The following is a 16,333-nucleotide window of genomic DNA, read 5'->3' as shown; positions in this document are numbered from 1 at the left end:
GGGTCAGCATGAGGGCGGGGACCGGGGCGGTAAGATAGAACCATAGGAGTGGGGAGCCGCAGGCCGTGGGGGCCTGGGCTTTCTTTCTTTTTAAGCGAATGCGCGTGGAATTCCCATGCTCTTGGAAGGAATTTGCAGAGGGGGCTCGAAGTAAAGGGAGGGAAGACAAGTCCAAAAAAGAGAATTCGGGAGGTACCCATGAGCAGCGTGGAAATCAGAAGGCTGACGGATTGTTCGTTATGCGATGCCGTTCAGGCGTGGAATCAGGGCTTCAGCGATTATTACATTGAGATTCCGATGACGCCGGCTTTGTTCACCCGCGTCAAATTCGGCATGGAGGACATCCATCCCGACCACTCGTTCATCGCCTACGTCGGAGGGGTGCCTGTAGGACTGCTCCTGAACGGCATCCGGACGATCCGGGGCAGCAGGGTCGTATGGAACGGCGGTACGGCCGTCGCGCCCGCCTACCGGCGGATGGGCGTAGGCCGGGTGCTTCTGGTCCGGACGCTTAAGGAGTACAGAGTGCTGAAGGCGGCTTCAGCTCAGCTCGAAGCACTCTCCCAGAACGAGAAGGCGATCTCCCTGTACAAGCAGTTCGGCTACCAGACAGTCGATACGCTGTATGCGTACGCCGGAGAGACCCCGGGCGGCTTGGAGGAGAATGCGGCCGGCCGGGAGCTTCGTTATGATCTGATTCCGTCGACTCCGCGGGAGGTTGGGGCGCTTCCGTTCCATCCGGACCCCGTCTCCTGGCAGATGCAGTGCGGCAGCGCGAAGGAAGGGCAGGCGCTCGTTGCGGAAGATCCGGGTACAGGCCGGGCGGCCGGCTATGTGCTCTACCGGCACGTGTATGACGAGGCCGGGAACCAGACCGCGACGTCGATCCTGCAGAGCTGCACGGACGGGGGCCGGCAGGATACGCCGGAGATCCTGGAGACCCTGCTGCGCAGCGTCCTGTCCGAGGGAGGTCCCCGCCGGATTACGGCGAACGGGGTGCCGCAGACGCAGCCGCATCTGATGAAGGCGCTGGAGTCGCTCGGGCTCGAGCAGAAGCTGAGTCAGGTGCACATGGTGTGCCGGCCAATGGATGGAGAGGCCGAGGGGTAAGGGAAAGGGAAAGAAAGTTAGGGGAAAAGAGTAAGGAAAGGGAACCTCCGGGCGGTGGATGGCGTCCGTTTAGGTATGAAAACACAAATAGGAAAGAAATTGAGGATCGTGCTCTTGTCGCTGGCTTTTCTCCTCTTTCTGCTGGTTGTGCCGGGGACCTGGCTGCTCGTGCCGGTGGTCGGTGTCTGGATCGGTGTCCGGCGGATCCGAAGCGGGAAGAGGTACGGGGGATGGATCATCGCCACCGCGCTGCTGTTGTTCCTGCTCCCTTATCTGCTGCTGCTGATGGCCGTTATGTCAGATCCCTATGAGCCGCTCGAAGGGGCGGCAGCGTGGCATTGATCCGTGCGGGGGATTCCCTGCTTGCATCCCGGGCCGGCTCCCGGTAAGCTAAGGGTAACTACACCGCAACAGGAATGGGGATCGGACATCTGATGCAGCCACCAAGTGAAAGCGTCTTCTGCCTGCTGGAGCGGGAAATCGCCGTTTTCGTGCGACGGGCGGAAGCCGCCCGGATCGCCCTGCTCAAGGATACCCCGATGGACCGCTCCACCTATCTGCTGCTGCAGGAGCTGAGCGGCAGAGGGCCGCTCGGGATCAAAGCTCTGGCGGAGGCGCTCCTGCTCGACATCTCGACGGCAAGCCGGCAGACGGCGACCCTGGAGGAGAGAGGCTATGTCGAGCGCGTCACCGACCCGCGGGACGCGCGCTACAAGCTGCTGCACATTACGCAGCGGGGACTGGAGCAGCTCGGCGAGATGGGTCGGGCGCGCGCCGCCTTCTACGCCGAGCTTCTGAAGGAGTGGCCGGAGGAGGAACGGCAGGCGTTCGGCGAGCTCATGGCGAAGTTCAACCGGACGACGGGGAAGCATATTGCCGAATACCGGGCAGCCGAAGCGTGCGCCGGGGATCGTAAGGCGGGAGAGCCTGGGGAATAAGCAGGGCAAAAAGCAGCTGCCGGGATTAAGGTTTGCTTTTTCAATTCAGGTTCACAGCGGAGAAACGCTCGATTAGCGCCGCATCAATTCTGGGAAAAGAATGGAAAGCACAATCGATACACTCTCCACCACTACGCATACAAGGGTCCAGATGATGGCCTTGCGTGATGGCGGCGGACCGTCGCGCAGCACTTTGATACCTAGAGGGACTAACGCAATGCAGAGTCCCAAGATCAGGAAGGTAGACTCGAATCTTGTACCTTTGAGGGTGCCCAAGGGCAGGAAGAACATGGAGGCCAATGCCACCGAGCGAATGATCCCTAATATACCTGAACGGTAGGCACCGATGGCCAAGAGTATCCAGCCAAACATCATCATGCCATTAAAATAACGGACGATATGGAATGCATGGTAGGAGTCGCTTACTGCTTTGGCAGCAAGATCAAGGCTTTGTACATTCACGAGTTGGAAGGCCATATGGTCAATGCCGCCATGAAACACTCGGCCCATTAGCCCCAAGATCGTAAACATGCCGCCCCAAATGGCTAAAACGGGATGTTTACTGCCGATGAATCTGGCTAATGTAATGATCCCGGGCCAGAGGAACAGGCAGCCTAGCACAAAGCAGCTGTAGGCGGCCGTGATGAGTGCGGGATGACCGGCATAGGCAGCAAGCTGCGCGTCGTAGAAATAATGAAACTGAATCCTGAGAAGAGCGGCTGTTAGTAATAAGAGCGGTCCAAGGATTAAAGAGAGGCCTCCGATCCAGCGCCCAGGGAACCAAAAAGCAGTGTTCTCTCTTTCATGGGATGAGTTTTCTTGTAATGGATGACTCATCATGCTTCCACCTCCAAAAAAATGAATGTGATCCCCAATTGAAAAAGCACCCTTAAGGGGTGCGAAAGAGGATATTCCTCATCATGTGAGAACGTGATTTAGATCTTCTGTAACAATGACATGATTCTGAGCTAATCCATTCTATAATATGATTTTATCATGGAATTGATGGATAGTATGTTAATTATTCACAAAATATGTAGCCATGATTGCAGCTGCGCCTTCGATGTGAACATGCCGGACGCTGCAGGTAAGGGCATCATGGCTCCGCTATCATGCCCTTACAGCTGAATATCCCGATGAAAAGAAAAAGAGAATCCAAGTGCGGATTCTCTTTTTCTTCAAGAGGCCAAGCTTTACGAACACAGCGGCAGGGCAGCGTCCAGATCGCTGTCGTTATCCGTCACAAACAAGGTCAGAAGTGCGGATGTCAGGCGCTGCTCAAGCCTGTGACCGGAACGTGACCGGATAGCCCGTCACCCCGAAGACGAAGGGGCTCGGGATCGGCACGAGCTCCGCCCCGTCCGCCAGCCGCAGATCGCGGAACCGGCGGAGAAGCTCTTCTGTGGCTACCTTGGCTTCCAGGCGGGCCAGCGGCGCGCCGAGGCAGAAGTGCGGCCCGAAGCCGAAGGCAAGGTGCGGATTGGGTTTGCGGTCCAGACGGAATGCTTCCGCGTCGTCGAACTTGATCTCGTCCCGGTTGGCGGAGGCGACCCAGGAGATGACCTGGTCCCCGGCACGGATGGTCTCACCGCCGATCTCGATATCCTGGGCCGCTACGCGGCCGACTGCGAGAATCGGCGGATAGAAGCGGAGGACCTCCTCGACAAAGCCCGGCACGAGCTCCGGCTGCTCTTGAAGGAGCGTCTGCAGAGCCGGATCCTCGGTCAGGCGGCGCACCCCGTTGGTGATGAGGTTGGTCGTCGTCTCGTTACCGGCAACGAGAAGAAGGATGGCGAAAGAGATGACCTCCTCCTCGGTCAGCTTCTTACCGTCGATTTCGGCCGCCAGCAGCGCGGAGATCAGATCATCCTGCGGCTGTGCACGGCGTTCCTTCAGGATGCCGGAGAAATAGAGGCCGAGCTCCTTCGCGGCCTGCCCCCGTTCGGCCTGCATCTTGGCGAAAGCAGCCTCGGTATTCTCGTCGACACCCTTGACGAGCACGTCGGACCACTCCTTGAACAGCTTACGGTCCTGCGTCGGTACGCCAAGCAGCTCGGCAATGATAATCACCGGCAGGGGGGCCGCAAGGTCGTGCACCATCTCCATGCGGTCGCGGCCGGCGGCCTCATCCAGCAGTTCGGCGGTGACCCGGCGGACGTGCTCCTCCAGCGCACCGATCGCCTTCGGCGTGAACGCCTTGTTGACGAGGTCGCGCATCTGCGTGTGCCTTGGCGGGTCCATCACGAGCAGATTCTCCTGACGCATCTCCATCCCGCGGCGCGAAGAGAAGGCGGCGGGGTCCTTCAGCACCCGGTGCACATCCGCATAGAGAAACAAGTCCCAAGCGCTCCGGTACTCATTGTAGCGGACCGGGGTATTCGCCCGCGCTTCACGGTAGAAGTCGAACGGATTCAGCTGCTTCTGGACCGTGTCGAGCTCCTTCAAGGGAATGATGTTCGCGTATTTTGCTGGGGAGCCGGTGTTCATAAGTATTCCTCCTTATGCGTAATATGGGAATAAATGCATTCAGTTGTATTATACAACTATACGGACGGAGGAGCAAATTACGCGGTCTTGACCCCTGCAGCGGAAGAGCGTATTATCAGGGACAAGCAGCACCAATAACAGGTTAATGGGGATGACGGATATGGATATGGAGAGAATCGGCAGCGTACTGGAGCGGGTGAGGGAGAGAAGTCCGCTGGTTCATAATATCACGAATGTGGTGGTTACGAATGTTACGGCCAACGGGCTGCTTGCGCTCGGCGCTTCGCCGGTAATGGCTTACGCGGCGGAAGAAGTTGCGGATATGGCACGGATCGCCGGAGCCCTCGTGCTCAATATGGGAACGCTCGATGAGACGGTGGTGGCCTCTATGCGGCTGGCTGGCCGCTCCGCCCGTGCCCATGGCGTCCCGGTCGTGTTCGATCCGGTCGGAGCGGGAGCCACGCCTTACCGGACGGAGACCGCCCGAAGTCTCGTTCGGGATCCCGGCGTATCGATCCTCCGGGGCAATGCGGCGGAAGTCGCCAACGTGATTGGCATCCCGTGGGACATCAAGGGCGTCGACTCGGCCGGAGGCAGCGGCGAGCAGCTTGCGGCGCTGGTGGTGCAGGCTTCCCGGACGCTCGGCTGCATCACGGTCGTGACCGGACCCGAGGACTGGGTCAGCGACGGGCAGCGCACGTACCGGGTCGGCGGAGGCACGCCGCTGCTGACGAAGGTCACCGGCACAGGCTGCCTGCTGACGTCAGTCATCGGAGCGTTCGCTGCCGTAGAGCCTGACGGCGTGCTTGCGGCCGTATCGGCGCTGGCCTTCTACTCGGCCGCAGCCGAAAGGGCTGTCGCGCTCTCGGGTGCGGACCGCCCGGGCCGGTTCCAGACCGAGCTGCTCGATCAGCTGCACTTGACGGGCAGCGCCGACCTGCAGCCGCCCGGAGCGGAGCCAAGGGTCACTGCCTGGTAAGCCGGCGGAAGGAATGTATTCCGGTACACCCGGTTTGCGGCAGGGAGCGGCTGCTAGACGAACAATAGAGCAGTATGAGCAGCAATAGGCGAAAGGGTCGGCCTCCCGTCAAGGGATGCCGGCCCTTTTGCTGCGTTCCGGCCCTGGCATGCGGCTGGGGCAGCCCGTTTCTTCGATAGCAGCTGCCATGCCGGCTTGTTTTCCTGCAGGACCTTGCTAAAGGGCTGCCAATGCCATGTTAAGTGTATTAACGGAAGGCATGCGCGCTTGCAGCCGCCCGGCCTCGCCCACGGCATGACAGCTCCCCGCGCCACACCGCAAAAATCACAAAGAAGCCGGTCAGCAGCGCAGCCGGCTTCTTTGGGGTATGTGTTTGGGATCGGCTCATGCAGCAGCCGTATGAATCGTCCCCTCCGGAGCTGCGGTCAGCAGGACGCAAGAAGGGGATCGGCTTTTCTACGCCGATGCCATCCTCCAGCCCATACACCCGGCAGGGGCGCCGCCTGAACTACAGCTGTATGGCGCGCGTGGCGTTCTTCACGTCGCCGGCCAGCAGCTGGTCGAGGTTGTAGGCCGGGTAGTAGCCGCGCTCGTACATGAAGTCGAACACTTTAGCGTGCAGGGCGATCGCCGCATTCAGGTGCTTCACGAACGTATCGCGCAGCTGGGGCGTCGCCGTCTCTGTAACGGCGATGGCGTAGTTGCGTACCGCCGTCTTCATGATGCCGAGCAGCTGGGCCGACTCCACATCCGGCAGCTCCACGTCATCCTTGCTGTCCCGGTGGGCGGACGGCGCTTTGGGATAGAAGGCGAGCAGCTCGGTGAGGTTCTTCGTCAGGCTGGCGACCGCTTCGGTGTAGAGTGCCCGCAGACCGGGGTCATGCAGTGTCGGCAGCTTCTTCTTGAACGAGACCAGTTGGGCGCTCTGAAAAGCGACCAGCTCATGCAGCTCCAGCGTCTCATGCCAGGCCAGGTGAGCCGGGTACCCTGCGTTCGGTTTGGCCATGTTCCATTCCACTCCTTCGGGGCGATTTGGTTCTTACGCCTAAGCATATGCCCATGGAACGTGAGTTGGAACAAAAAGCGTACATTACCCTGAACCGTCAGAGCCTGACGAGGCGCCACTTTTGGGCGGCGGAGCCGTTATCCCAGGCGATCTGCACATTCGTCCCGTCGCCGGTGCCGGCGCCCGCCACATCCAGCGCCTTGCCGCTGTTCGGGTTGATAAGCTTGAATGTGCCGTCCGCATTGGAGATGAACTGCCATTTCTGTGCGGCGGACCCGTTCACCTCCCAGATCGCCACGTTCGTGCCGTCGGCCGTGCCTGCGCCTGCCACATCCAGCGCCTTGCCGCTGTTCAGATTGACGAGGCGGAACGTGCCGTCGCCGTTGCTGAGCGCCTGCCACTGCTGTGCCCCCGTGCCGTTGTCGGTCCATACGTCCACGTTGGTGCCGTTGGCTGTTCCTGCGGAAGAGACGTCCAGCGCTTTGCCGCTGTTCACGTTGATGAGCTTATAGTTCGCACCGGACACCACACCGGAGGAGGCCGGCCGCTGGTACACCCGCACGTAGTCGACTTCCATCGTCTGCGGCAGGACGGTCGAGGCGGTGGGGTCGCCCGGCCAGTCTCCGCCGACGGCAAGGTTCAGCAGCAGGTGGAAGCGCTGGTTGAACGGAGCGGGCGAGGCGCCGCCGGAGCTGTACCACTCGGAGGCGGAGCGGGTCTGGAAGAGCTGATTGTCGACATACCAGCGGATCTGGTCGGGGTCCCACTCCACCGCATAGTCATGGAAGCCCCCGTTGGTGCTGTTATTGGTGATCGTATAAGAACTGTTGATGTACTTCCACGGGTTGCCGAAGTGCAGGGTGCCCCATACCTTCTGCGAGGCGGCCGAAGCCGATTCGCGGCCGACCATCTCCATGATGTCGATCTCGCCGCTGACCGGCCATGTACCGTATACATTGTCGGTCGGCAGCATCCAGATCGCCGGCCAGATGCCCTGCAGCTGCGCCGGGCTCCCCGCTGGAAGCTTCGCGCGGACGACCATCCGTCCGTAGGTCCAGTCTCCCTTGTTCCTTGTAACGAGGCGGGCGGAGGTGTAATTGCGGCCGCCGTACGATTCGGCGAGCGCTTTGATGACCAGCCTACCGTCCTGGATGTAGGAGTTCTTTCGGGAGTCGGTATAATACTGGCGCTCATTGTTGCCCCAGCCTCCGTTGATGCCGGTGCCGAGGTCGTAGGACCATTTGGCGCTGTCGGGGGCGGAGCCGTTCGCCCCGCTGAACTCGTCGCTCCAGACGAGATTCCACGAATCGGTGGGGGCGGCTTCTGCTGCGGGGACGGCGGAAGCGGATAGGGATGCCGCAAGCACGGCGGCTAGGACGGCTTTGGGAACGGGACGGGACATGACTTATACCTCCATCTCATAAGTAAACTTTTAGAATAAAGCGGTTACATAAAAACTCGCTGCTCACCTCCTCCCACTCATTATAGGAAAAGGGAGGCGGATTTACAGGGCTTCGAAGTTAGGATCGGGTGCCGGAATTTCAGGTGTCCGTACGAGGAAGGGAAAGGCGGCAGATAGCCGGGGGGCGAAGGAAGACCTCTGCAGAGGTTGCAATCGGCTGGATCGGGTGTAATAACAGGGGGACCCAGCCGGGTTCCACACCATTCCTGTCGGACCGAAGGGAGAGTCAACCATGAAAGCCGTAACCTACCAAGGCGCAAAGCGCGTCACCGTCAGCCAGGTCCCCGACGCCAAGCTGGAGAAAGCCGATGATGTGCTGGTCCGCATCACGACCACAGCGATCTGCGGGACGGACCTTCACCTGTATAACGGACCTTCACCTATATAACGGACATCTGCCGGGAACGCCGGACGGATATGTCATCGGGCATGAGCCTGTCGGCATTGTAGAGGAGACCGGGCCGGAGGTGACCCGGGTGAAGAAAGGGGACCGCGTCATTATTCCCGCAACTGTGGCGTGCGGGGGATGCCGCTACTGTCGCAGCGACCTTGAGAGCCTGTGTGACAATGTATCACAAAACCAGTGCGTTCGGGGAGCCGGGAGGGGTGCTTGGCTATTCGGAGAAATACGGCGGCTTCGCCGGCGCCCAGGCCGAGCTGCTGCGCGTACCGTACGGCAACTTCATGCCCTTCCCTGTTCCGGAGGAATCGGAGCTGACCGATGAATCGCTGCTCTTCCTCTCGGATATCCTGCCGACTGCTTATTGGAGCGTGGAGAATGCGGGCGTGATGCCGGGGGATACCGTGGTCGTGCTCGGCTGCTGGCCGGTCGGCCTGCTGACCCAGAAGTGTGCGAGGCTCAAGGGGGCGGCGCGCATCATCGCGGTCGACCATATCCCGTACCGGCTCGAGCACGCCAAGGCGACGAACGTCGTGGAGACCTTCAACTTTGATGAGACGGACAAACTGGAGGAGCACATCAAGGATATCACGAAGGGAGGGGCCGATGTCGTGATCGACTGCGTCGGCATGGACGGCAAAAAATCCGTGCTGGAGAAAGTCGAGACGGCACTGAAGCTGCAGGGCGGAACGCTCGGTCCCCTGCGCATGGCCATCCAGATGGTGCGCAAGGGCGGGACGGTGCAGCTTACGGGCTTTTACGGCATGCTCTATCATGCCTTTCCGCTCGGGTACATGTTCGAGCGTAACATTACGCTGCGGATGGGCAGCGTACCTCTCGTGCACTACATGCCGGAGCTCTATCATCTCGTGAGAGCCGGAGCGATTGACCCGACGGATGTCATTACACACCGCCTGCCGCTTGATGAGGGGGAGCGGGCTTATGATCTGTTCGCCGGGAAAAAAGACGGCGCGATCAAGGTGCTGCTGAAGCCATGAGTCTATTCCGTGAGCCTGGCTCGGAGACGTTGCGTCGCCGGGACGACTTGCCGGTCCCAACCTGGTCGCATGGGGTTGATTTCATTCTCACAAATGGAATATTCTAGTTAAAAGGCGGGGCATACATTACCCCCCGCTGTTCAGAAGGAAGTGAGGTGCAGGCGGTGGAAAAAAGGCTTGTCAAAGGGGCGGTGTACAGCTTTCTGCTGGGCATCTGCCTGGCCGTTCTGTTCACTCCGGCAGAAGACTCGATCGGGATGCCGATGAGGGAGTATATCATCCGGATTCTTCGGTTCGGCATCATGGCTATGTTCGGCACGCTGATCGCTTTGTGGCTTCTTGGGCTCGAGAGCATGCAGCGTAGCGAAGTCTACGAGTTTATCGCCGGCATGCTGAAGTCGTTCGTCGTCGTCTCCTTGTTCATCGCCCTGGTGGTCCTGGTCGCCAATGTATATTCGTAAGAGTAAGGCTCTCATGCGACAGATGTCCTATCCTAAGTTCAAAAATGAAGATGAAGATGGAGGCTGACTATGACTGCTGCCTGCACGCTGGAAGAACTGGACTCGCTCGACGCGGGTACCCGGGAAGCCCTGGTGGAACTGCTGGTCGCCGTAGTGGATGACGGCGCTTCCGTCGGTTTTCTGCCGCCGCTTGAGCGAGAGGAAGCCCAGAGCTATTGGGACGGCGCTCTGGGGCCGGGTGTCCGGCTCTGGGTGGCCCGGTCCGGCGGCCGGGTCGTGGGGACGGTGCAGCTGCAGCTGGCGGGAAGGGCCAACGCAGTGCACCGGGCGGAGATTGCGAAGCTGATGGTGCATCCGTCCTGGCGGCGTCATGGAACCGCCCGTGCGCTGATGAAGGAGGCGGAGCGGAAAGCGGCCGAGCTGGGAAGGGAGCTCCTGATCCTCGATACGAGGGAAGGCGATCCTTCCAATCAGCTCTACCTTTCGCTCGGCTGGACCGTGGCCGGCCGGATTCCGCAGTATGCGATCTCCGCTGACGGGAGCCGGGATGCCACCGTGTACTATTTCAAGCTGCTGAACGGCGGCGGGGCAGAGGCTTAACGAGGCCGCGCGGGGATCATGCTTTTGAGCCGCAGGGGCTGCGGCTGGGCGGTTTCCGAATTAGCGCGATTCCCTGCTCAGCCGACTAATCTGCTTCGCTCGATTCACGGGTTTCCTCAGATTCACGGTTTCATTCAGGCGGGAGCGGGTAAATTCTAAGAGAAGACAGGCTCACTACTACTCAAGCTTAGGAGGGAACAACATGGTATCCAAAAAATCACTGCTGACGACCGTTGCTCTCGGAGCTGCCTATCTCCTCAGGAACAAGGAATCCCGCGACAAGCTGATGAACCAGTTCAAGCAGTTCTCGGCTCCTACGACGAAGGAGAAAGCCTAATCTTTTCGCAGGCCCAAAACTGATTCCGGAACGAATCGAATGCAAAGCCGCGCCCCGCGCGGTTTTTTGCATTGGACTCCCAGCTGCCGCCATCTTCCGCATGACGCCCCCCATGACTCCGGTAACTGGTCACATGACGGCGCTCCGCGGTACGATGCACATATGCTATTCGTGTCTGAATGCGGAGGGGGATCATAACAGCATGACAAAGGATAAAACGTACGACGTCATTATCGTGGGTGCCCGGGTAGCCGGTTCCTCCCTGGCGTATGAGCTGTCGAAGAAGGGCATGCAGGTGCTGCTGCTGGAGAAGGGCGGTTTCCCTAGTGATACGCTCTCGACACATAATTTTTTCAACAATGCCGTAGCGGGGCTGCGGGACATGGGAGTGCTGGACCGGCTGCTGGAGAGCGGGTCGCCGCTGTACAAGCGGGCCCATGTGCAGTTCGAGGATGCGGTGATCGACGGGGATTATCCCGCTGTGAATGGAGAGGCGTGCTGCCTCTGCGTCCGCCGCACCCATCTGGATCGGACGCTGTTCGAGCATGCGGCCTCGCAGGAGGGCGTCACGGCCATACTCGGCTTCCGCGTTACCGATGTCGTCACGGAGAACGGGGCGGTGTGCGGCGTGGCCGGGCGTCACAAAGACGGGACCGGGATGACCTACAGGGGGCGTCTGGTCGTAGGGGCTGACGGAAGGCGGTCCACGGTCCGCTCTCTTGTGAAGAGTGAACGGAAGCACTGTGTGCCGACGGACTTTGCATCCTTTGTTGGCTATTTCGAAGACTTCCGGCAGGAGGGGGAGACCTGCGTCGAGTTCTACAAGCAGGGCGACAAGCTGGCCATCATCTTCCCGACCAGCGACGGCCTGGCTGTCGTCGGGCTGATGTATCCGCTGGAGGACACGGCACGGACGGAGCGGTTTGCACAGGATGTCGAGCAGGCGTTCCGCGAGCTGGCAGACGAGGCATTCCCGCATCTGAGCTTCCCGCAGCGCCTGGCGCAGGCACGCTTACACGGCAGTGTGAAGGGGCTGCTCGGCTATGATAATGACTGGTGGGACGGCATGGGACCCGGCTGGTCGCTGCTCGGCGATGCGCTGTCGTTCAAGGATCCGGCCGTCGGCCAAGGGATGTACGATGCGATGACCGGCGGCCGGGTGCTGGCGGATATTCTGGCGTCGCATCCGGATTGGTCGTCCTCCTGGGACCGGATGCGGGAGGAGTACAACGGCACGATGGAGGCGAAGACAATGACGCGCTTCGGCATGGCGTGCCTCTATACGAAGAACATGCCGTTCACCCCCGAGCAGACGGCGGTCAACCATTTGATCGGCGCTCATCCCGAAGCGGTGAAGGCATTCCTTGGCATGTACAACTATGCGAATGAGCCGCAGGATTTCGAGCGGCTGGTCGGGGAGCTGCTGCAGGGACTGGGTTCGTGACAGGAGAAGCTGATTTTCCGCAAAATATAAGGAGCTGACCGGTTCGCCGCAGGCTATCCCCCAAAGCTGTTCGCAGTGGAGTATCCGGAATTGCCGGAGCATCGTGCCATAAGGCCGCCAATCTCAGGCGGTCTTTTGGGTATTTTAGAATTTGGATTCGGCGTATGGGGTTGGGAGACGGCGCATATTCGCAGGAAAGCCGGCATATCTATGGAACAGTTTGTACCCAACGGCCGAGGCAAAAGGGGAAGACGAAGGCCGGTCTGCCGTTCCTGCCCGGCCGGTTTGGACGACCCGGATGCAGGGCTGTCCGCCGGACGGCTTGGAAATCGGAGGGAAATTCGCTATTGACAGGTGGAAAGGAGGCCTGCTATACTCAAATAGTAATAATTACGTTTAATTATGGATGCATACATAGGTGCAGGCCCAGGATGATCATTCGAATCCACGGGCAGCCCAACATTTCTTGTCTCCAGTGCAGTTCCTGCCGGAGCATAGCAGGCGGTGACGGCCCCCAAGCACCCCATCTGCGTCATGAAGTGGAAACGGCAACTCCCATCCGCTCGATACAGTCTTACCAAGGCTGAACTCAGGCGCGACACATATTCGTAATTATTACAGTACATTGGGAGGCTGTAAAGTTGAATTTTCGGCCGGCTTCCATCATCATGCTCGGATCACGAAAGGAAGGGTTCATTCTTGTTACTTCAATCGCGTAAGAAACTCGGCACGATAAGCCTCAGTGCGGTACTCTCCACAGCGGTCCTGCTTGCGGGCTGCTCCGGCTCCAAGGGTGCTGCGGGAACGACTGCGGGGACGGGAGACACCGTTCCTGCCTCCAAGAAGGTCACCCTGATGTATCACTTCAAAAGCGGAAGCCTCGACCCGTCGAACGACTATATTGGGGTCCGGGCGGGGATCGTCGAGACGCTCGCAAAGCTGAACGGGAATCTGGAAGTCCAGCCTTGGCTGGCGTCGGGGTGGGAAGCGAAGGATCCTGTCACGTGGAGCTTCACAATCCGCGACGGCATCCAGTTCCAGGACGGCACACCGCTCGATGCGGCCGCCGTCAAGGCTTCGCTGGAGCGTTCGATCCAGGCCAGCAAGCCGCTCGGCGGCACACTCAAGATCGCCTCCATGGAGGCGTCGGGACAGCAGCTGACCATCGTGACCCGCGAGCCGCACCCATCCTTGGTGTCGGAGCTGGTCAATCCGTACACGGGGATCATCAACACGGAGGCCGAGAAGAAGGTGGGCACGGCAGCATTCAACCAGGCGCCGGTCGGCACCGGACCGTTCCGGGTGAAGGCGTTCACGCCGAATGTCAGCGTACAGCTCGGGAAGAACGAGAAGTATTGGGACGGCGCGGCCAAGCTCGACGAGGTGGAGTGGAAGTTCAACGAGGACGGCAACGTACGGTCGATGGCCCTGCAGGCGAAGGAAGCCGACATCGCCACGCAGCTGCCGGCCGAAACCGTCTCCGCGATCACGAGCGACGCAGAGCTGAAGGTGGAATCGACCGCCAGCCTGCGCGTTCACTTCCTGCTCTTCAATCCAGCGCGGGACGCGGTGAAGGATGTCAGGGTGCGCAGGGCGCTGGACCTCCTGCTGAACCGGGAGAGCATTGTGAGCGACATCATGCTCGGACACGCCACGGCGGCGAACGGCCCGTTCAATACCCGCCTTCCCTTCGGGAGCAAGGACCCTGTGACAGCTTTCGACCCGGAGCAGGCGAAGAAGCTGCTGGCGGAGGCGGGCTATGTGCCGGGAGCCGGCGGCAAGCTGGAGAAGGACGGCAGGCCCCTGACTCTCGATCTCGTCACCTATAAGGGACGGCCGGAGCTGCCTCTGATCGCGCAGCTGCTGCAGTCCGATGCCGCCAAGGCGGGCATCACCATCAACATTCAGACGGTCGAGAACAGCGACACCTACCTGCGGCAGAACAAGAATTGGGATCTGGCCACGTACAGCAATCTGTCCGCTCCGCGGGGAGACGGAGGGTACTTCCTGTCCTCGTCCCTGGTACCGGGGGGCTCGCTGAATGCCGGCGGCATCTCCATTGACAAGCTGAATCCGATCCTCGCCCGCCTCCAAGCGACAAGCGATCCGAAGATGCGCAGTGAGATTACCCAGGAAGCGGTGGCTGTGGTAAGGGAGGAAGTTCCGCATGCTTACGCCGTCTACCCGAACTTGATCGTGGGCATGAACAAGCGGGTGACCGACTGGAAGCCGGGCGCGGAAGAATACTATATCCTTACGAACAAAATGGATGTGAAATAACATGCTTCAGCGCATTCGATCCCGTCTGCTCCAGCTCCTCACCGTCCTGTTCGCCCTGTCGCTGCTCACCTTCACTCTGATGAAGCTGGCTCCGGGCGATCCGGTACTGTCGCTGCTGCGGGTGGACGAAATGCAGGTGACGATGGCCGACGAAGCCCATCTACGGGAGGAGCTCGGCTTGAACCGGCCCATCCACCAGCAGTACTTGGCATGGCTCGGGAACGTGCTCCGGCTGGATCTCGGGACGTCGATCCTGAAAGGCAAACCAGTCCTCGAGGAGCTGCTGGACCGCCTGCCGGCCACCATCGAGCTGACCCTGGGCGGACTCGCGTTCATGGCGCTGGTGGCCGTCCCGCTCGGGATGCTGGCCGCACGATACCCCGGGCGCCTGCCCGATCATCTCGGGCGGCTCTTCGCCCTAATCGGGGCTTCCGTCCCGCTCTTCTGGCTGGGCCTGATTCTGATCTTCATCTTCTCGCTGAAGCTGCAGTGGCTTCCGATGACCGGCAGGGGAGAATGGAAGGGGCTCATCCTCCCTTCCGTAACGCTCGGCTTCGGGCTTGCAGCCGTGCATGCCAGACTGCTCCGCTCGGGCATGCTGGAGAGCCTGTCGCAGGAGTATGTGCGAAGCGCCAGGGCCCGTGGCCTGTCCGAAGGCCGCCTTTATGTGAAGCACGTCCTGCGGGCCGCTCTGATTCCCGTGCTCACCGTATTCGGCATGACCTTCGGCAGCCTGCTGGGCGGCTCGGTGGTGGTCGAGACGCTGTTCGCGTGGCCGGGGCTAGGCAGCATGGCGGTCGAGGCTGTGTTCCAGCGGGATTATCCGCTCGTACAGGGATACCTCATGATGACCGGCCTGCTCATCATCACCGCCAATCTGGCGGTGGATCTCCTGTACGGCTGGGTGGATCCGCGGATCCGTGTGAAAGGGGGCAGGGTGCAATGAGTCTCGTTCATTCTCCCTCGGGCGTCAGGGAGGCCGCGGCTTCCCGCAGGTCCCTGGTCCTGCGGATGCTCCGCGACCCGATGACGGCCGCCGGGCTGGTCATCCTGACGCTGCTGCTGGGATTGGCCCTCCTGGGGCCGATCCTCGTTGCCAATGACCCGCTGGCCGTCAACATGGCGCACCGGCTTCAGCCCCCGAGCCTGCAGTATCCGCTCGGCACGGACAGCATGGGCCGCTGTCTGTTCTCGAGGCTGGCGGCCGGCGCACAGACGACCCTCGGCATCCCGGTGCTGGTGCTGGCGATGGTGCTGGCCATCGGCATCCCGGCGGGCCTGCTGGCGGGCTATGCCGGCGGCCGGATCGACGCGCTGCTGATGCGTACGGTGGACGGCATGTCCGTCGTGCCGGATTTTCTGCTCGTCATTGCGGTCTCCGGGTTCCTCGGCCCTTCCCTGAACAACTTGATCCTCTCCATTGTGCTGATCAATTGGTGCGGGTATGCCCGTCTCATCCGGGGGATCGTGCTCTCGGAGCGGGAGAAGGACTACGTATTGGCAGCGAGAGTGGCGGGCGGCCGGGTCGGGACGATTCTGCGGCGGCACCTGCTGCCCCAGGTGGTCTCCCCGGTGCTGGTCTATGCGGCGCTCGATTTGGGCAAAACGATTCTCGTGATTTCATCGATGTCTTATCTCGGCCTCGGAGCCCAGCCGCCGTCCCCGGAGTGGGGCGCGATGCTGAACGAGGGCCGGTCTTATTTTCAAACGCACCCCGAGCTTATGATCTATCCCGGTATGGCTGTTCTGCTCGTCGTGGTCTCCTTCAACCTGATAGGCGAAGGGCTGCGCGATCTGCTGGATGTGCGCGGCCGGGGATGAAGCCGGGAAG

15 protein-coding genes and 1 pseudogene are annotated in these 16,333 nt (G+C 60.7%); 12 read left to right on the top strand and 4 right to left on the bottom strand.

Annotation, left to right across the window (positions count from 1 at the left end; translation table 11 throughout):
- Positions 1-198 precede the first annotated feature (198 nt).
- The 3 genes from ACP26L_RS22540 to ACP26L_RS22530 all read left to right on the top strand — a co-directional run bounded on the left by ACP26L_RS22540 (position 199) and on the right by ACP26L_RS22530 (position 2,048).
- Entirely contained in the window at positions 199-1,110 is a 912-nt protein-coding gene (locus ACP26L_RS22540) for a GNAT family N-acetyltransferase (RefSeq protein ID WP_426446561.1), read from the top strand.
- 75 nt (positions 1,111-1,185) lie between these two features.
- On the top strand, positions 1,186-1,452 hold the full coding sequence (locus ACP26L_RS22535; protein ID WP_426446559.1) for a hypothetical protein: 267 nt from the start codon (positions 1,186-1,188) through the stop codon (positions 1,450-1,452).
- Positions 1,453-1,544: 92 nt separating this feature from the next.
- Positions 1,545-2,048 carry a MarR family winged helix-turn-helix transcriptional regulator gene (locus ACP26L_RS22530; protein WP_426446557.1) on the top strand — a complete coding sequence of 168 codons (504 nt, stop codon included), beginning with the start codon at positions 1,545-1,547 and terminating at the stop codon, positions 2,046-2,048.
- Between the two features lie 72 nt (positions 2,049-2,120).
- On the opposite strand, the gene ACP26L_RS22525 is transcribed toward ACP26L_RS22530, so the two are convergent.
- Positions 2,121-2,885: a hypothetical protein gene (locus ACP26L_RS22525; protein WP_426446555.1), complete on the bottom strand. Its 765-nt coding sequence runs from the start codon at positions 2,883-2,885 to the stop codon at positions 2,121-2,123.
- 441 nt (positions 2,886-3,326) lie between these two features.
- Positions 3,327-4,535: a cytochrome P450 gene (locus ACP26L_RS22520; RefSeq protein ID WP_426446553.1), complete on the bottom strand. Its 1,209-nt coding sequence runs from the start codon at positions 4,533-4,535 to the stop codon at positions 3,327-3,329.
- Between the two features lie 160 nt (positions 4,536-4,695).
- On the opposite strand from ACP26L_RS22520, the gene thiM reads away from it, so the two are divergent.
- On the top strand, positions 4,696-5,514 hold the full coding sequence (thiM, locus tag ACP26L_RS22515; RefSeq protein WP_426446552.1) for a hydroxyethylthiazole kinase: 819 nt from the start codon (positions 4,696-4,698) through the stop codon (positions 5,512-5,514).
- A 508-nt stretch (positions 5,515-6,022) separates the two neighbouring features.
- Here thiM and ACP26L_RS22510 read toward each other — a convergent pair.
- Together ACP26L_RS22510 and ACP26L_RS22505 are read right to left on the bottom strand one after the other, a co-directional pair.
- The gene (locus ACP26L_RS22510) at positions 6,023-6,520 is read right to left on the bottom strand and encodes a spore coat protein (RefSeq protein ID WP_426446550.1); all 498 of its coding nucleotides are present in this window, start codon (positions 6,518-6,520) and stop codon (positions 6,023-6,025) included.
- Between the two features lie 97 nt (positions 6,521-6,617).
- A complete protein-coding gene (locus ACP26L_RS22505) occupies positions 6,618-7,922 on the bottom strand; it encodes an RICIN domain-containing protein (protein WP_426446548.1) in 1,305 nt (434 codons plus the stop codon).
- 292 nt (positions 7,923-8,214) lie between these two features.
- Between ACP26L_RS22505 and ACP26L_RS22500 the strand changes: the two are divergent.
- The 8 genes and pseudogenes from ACP26L_RS22500 (at position 8,215) to nikC (ending at position 16,323) form a co-directional block, all read left to right on the top strand.
- A pseudogene (locus tag ACP26L_RS22500) lies at positions 8,215-9,380 on the top strand (alcohol dehydrogenase catalytic domain-containing protein).
- 164 nt (positions 9,381-9,544) lie between these two features.
- Positions 9,545-9,841, top strand: coding sequence for a hypothetical protein (locus ACP26L_RS22495; protein ID WP_426446546.1), 297 nt, complete (start codon positions 9,545-9,547; stop codon positions 9,839-9,841).
- 69 nt (positions 9,842-9,910) lie between these two features.
- Positions 9,911-10,441 (top strand): GNAT family N-acetyltransferase, encoded by a 531-nt coding sequence (locus ACP26L_RS22490; protein ID WP_426446544.1) that lies wholly within the window; start codon positions 9,911-9,913, stop codon positions 10,439-10,441.
- 202 nt (positions 10,442-10,643) lie between these two features.
- On the top strand, positions 10,644-10,778 hold the full coding sequence (locus ACP26L_RS22485; RefSeq protein ID WP_426446542.1) for a hypothetical protein: 135 nt from the start codon (positions 10,644-10,646) through the stop codon (positions 10,776-10,778).
- A gap of 202 nt (positions 10,779-10,980) precedes the next feature.
- Positions 10,981-12,222, top strand: coding sequence for an NAD(P)/FAD-dependent oxidoreductase (locus ACP26L_RS22480; RefSeq protein WP_426446540.1), 1,242 nt, complete (start codon positions 10,981-10,983; stop codon positions 12,220-12,222).
- Between the two features lie 699 nt (positions 12,223-12,921).
- Positions 12,922-14,502: a nickel ABC transporter substrate-binding protein gene (gene nikA, locus ACP26L_RS22475; protein WP_426446538.1), complete on the top strand. Its 1,581-nt coding sequence runs from the start codon at positions 12,922-12,924 to the stop codon at positions 14,500-14,502.
- A gap of 1 nt (position 14,503) precedes the next feature.
- On the top strand, positions 14,504-15,448 hold the full coding sequence (gene nikB / locus ACP26L_RS22470) for a nickel ABC transporter permease (protein WP_426446536.1): 945 nt from the start codon (positions 14,504-14,506) through the stop codon (positions 15,446-15,448).
- A complete protein-coding gene (nikC, locus tag ACP26L_RS22465) occupies positions 15,445-16,323 on the top strand; it encodes a nickel transporter permease (protein ID WP_426446535.1) in 879 nt (292 codons plus the stop codon). The genes nikB and nikC overlap by 4 nt, the downstream gene beginning before the upstream one ends.
- Positions 16,324-16,333 lie beyond the last annotated feature (10 nt).

Source organism: Paenibacillus sp. S-38, from assembly GCF_049942825.1.
GTDB lineage: Bacteria > Bacillota > Bacilli > Paenibacillales > NBRC-103111 > Paenibacillus_G.
This window is presented reverse-complemented; position numbering and strand designations above follow the sequence as displayed.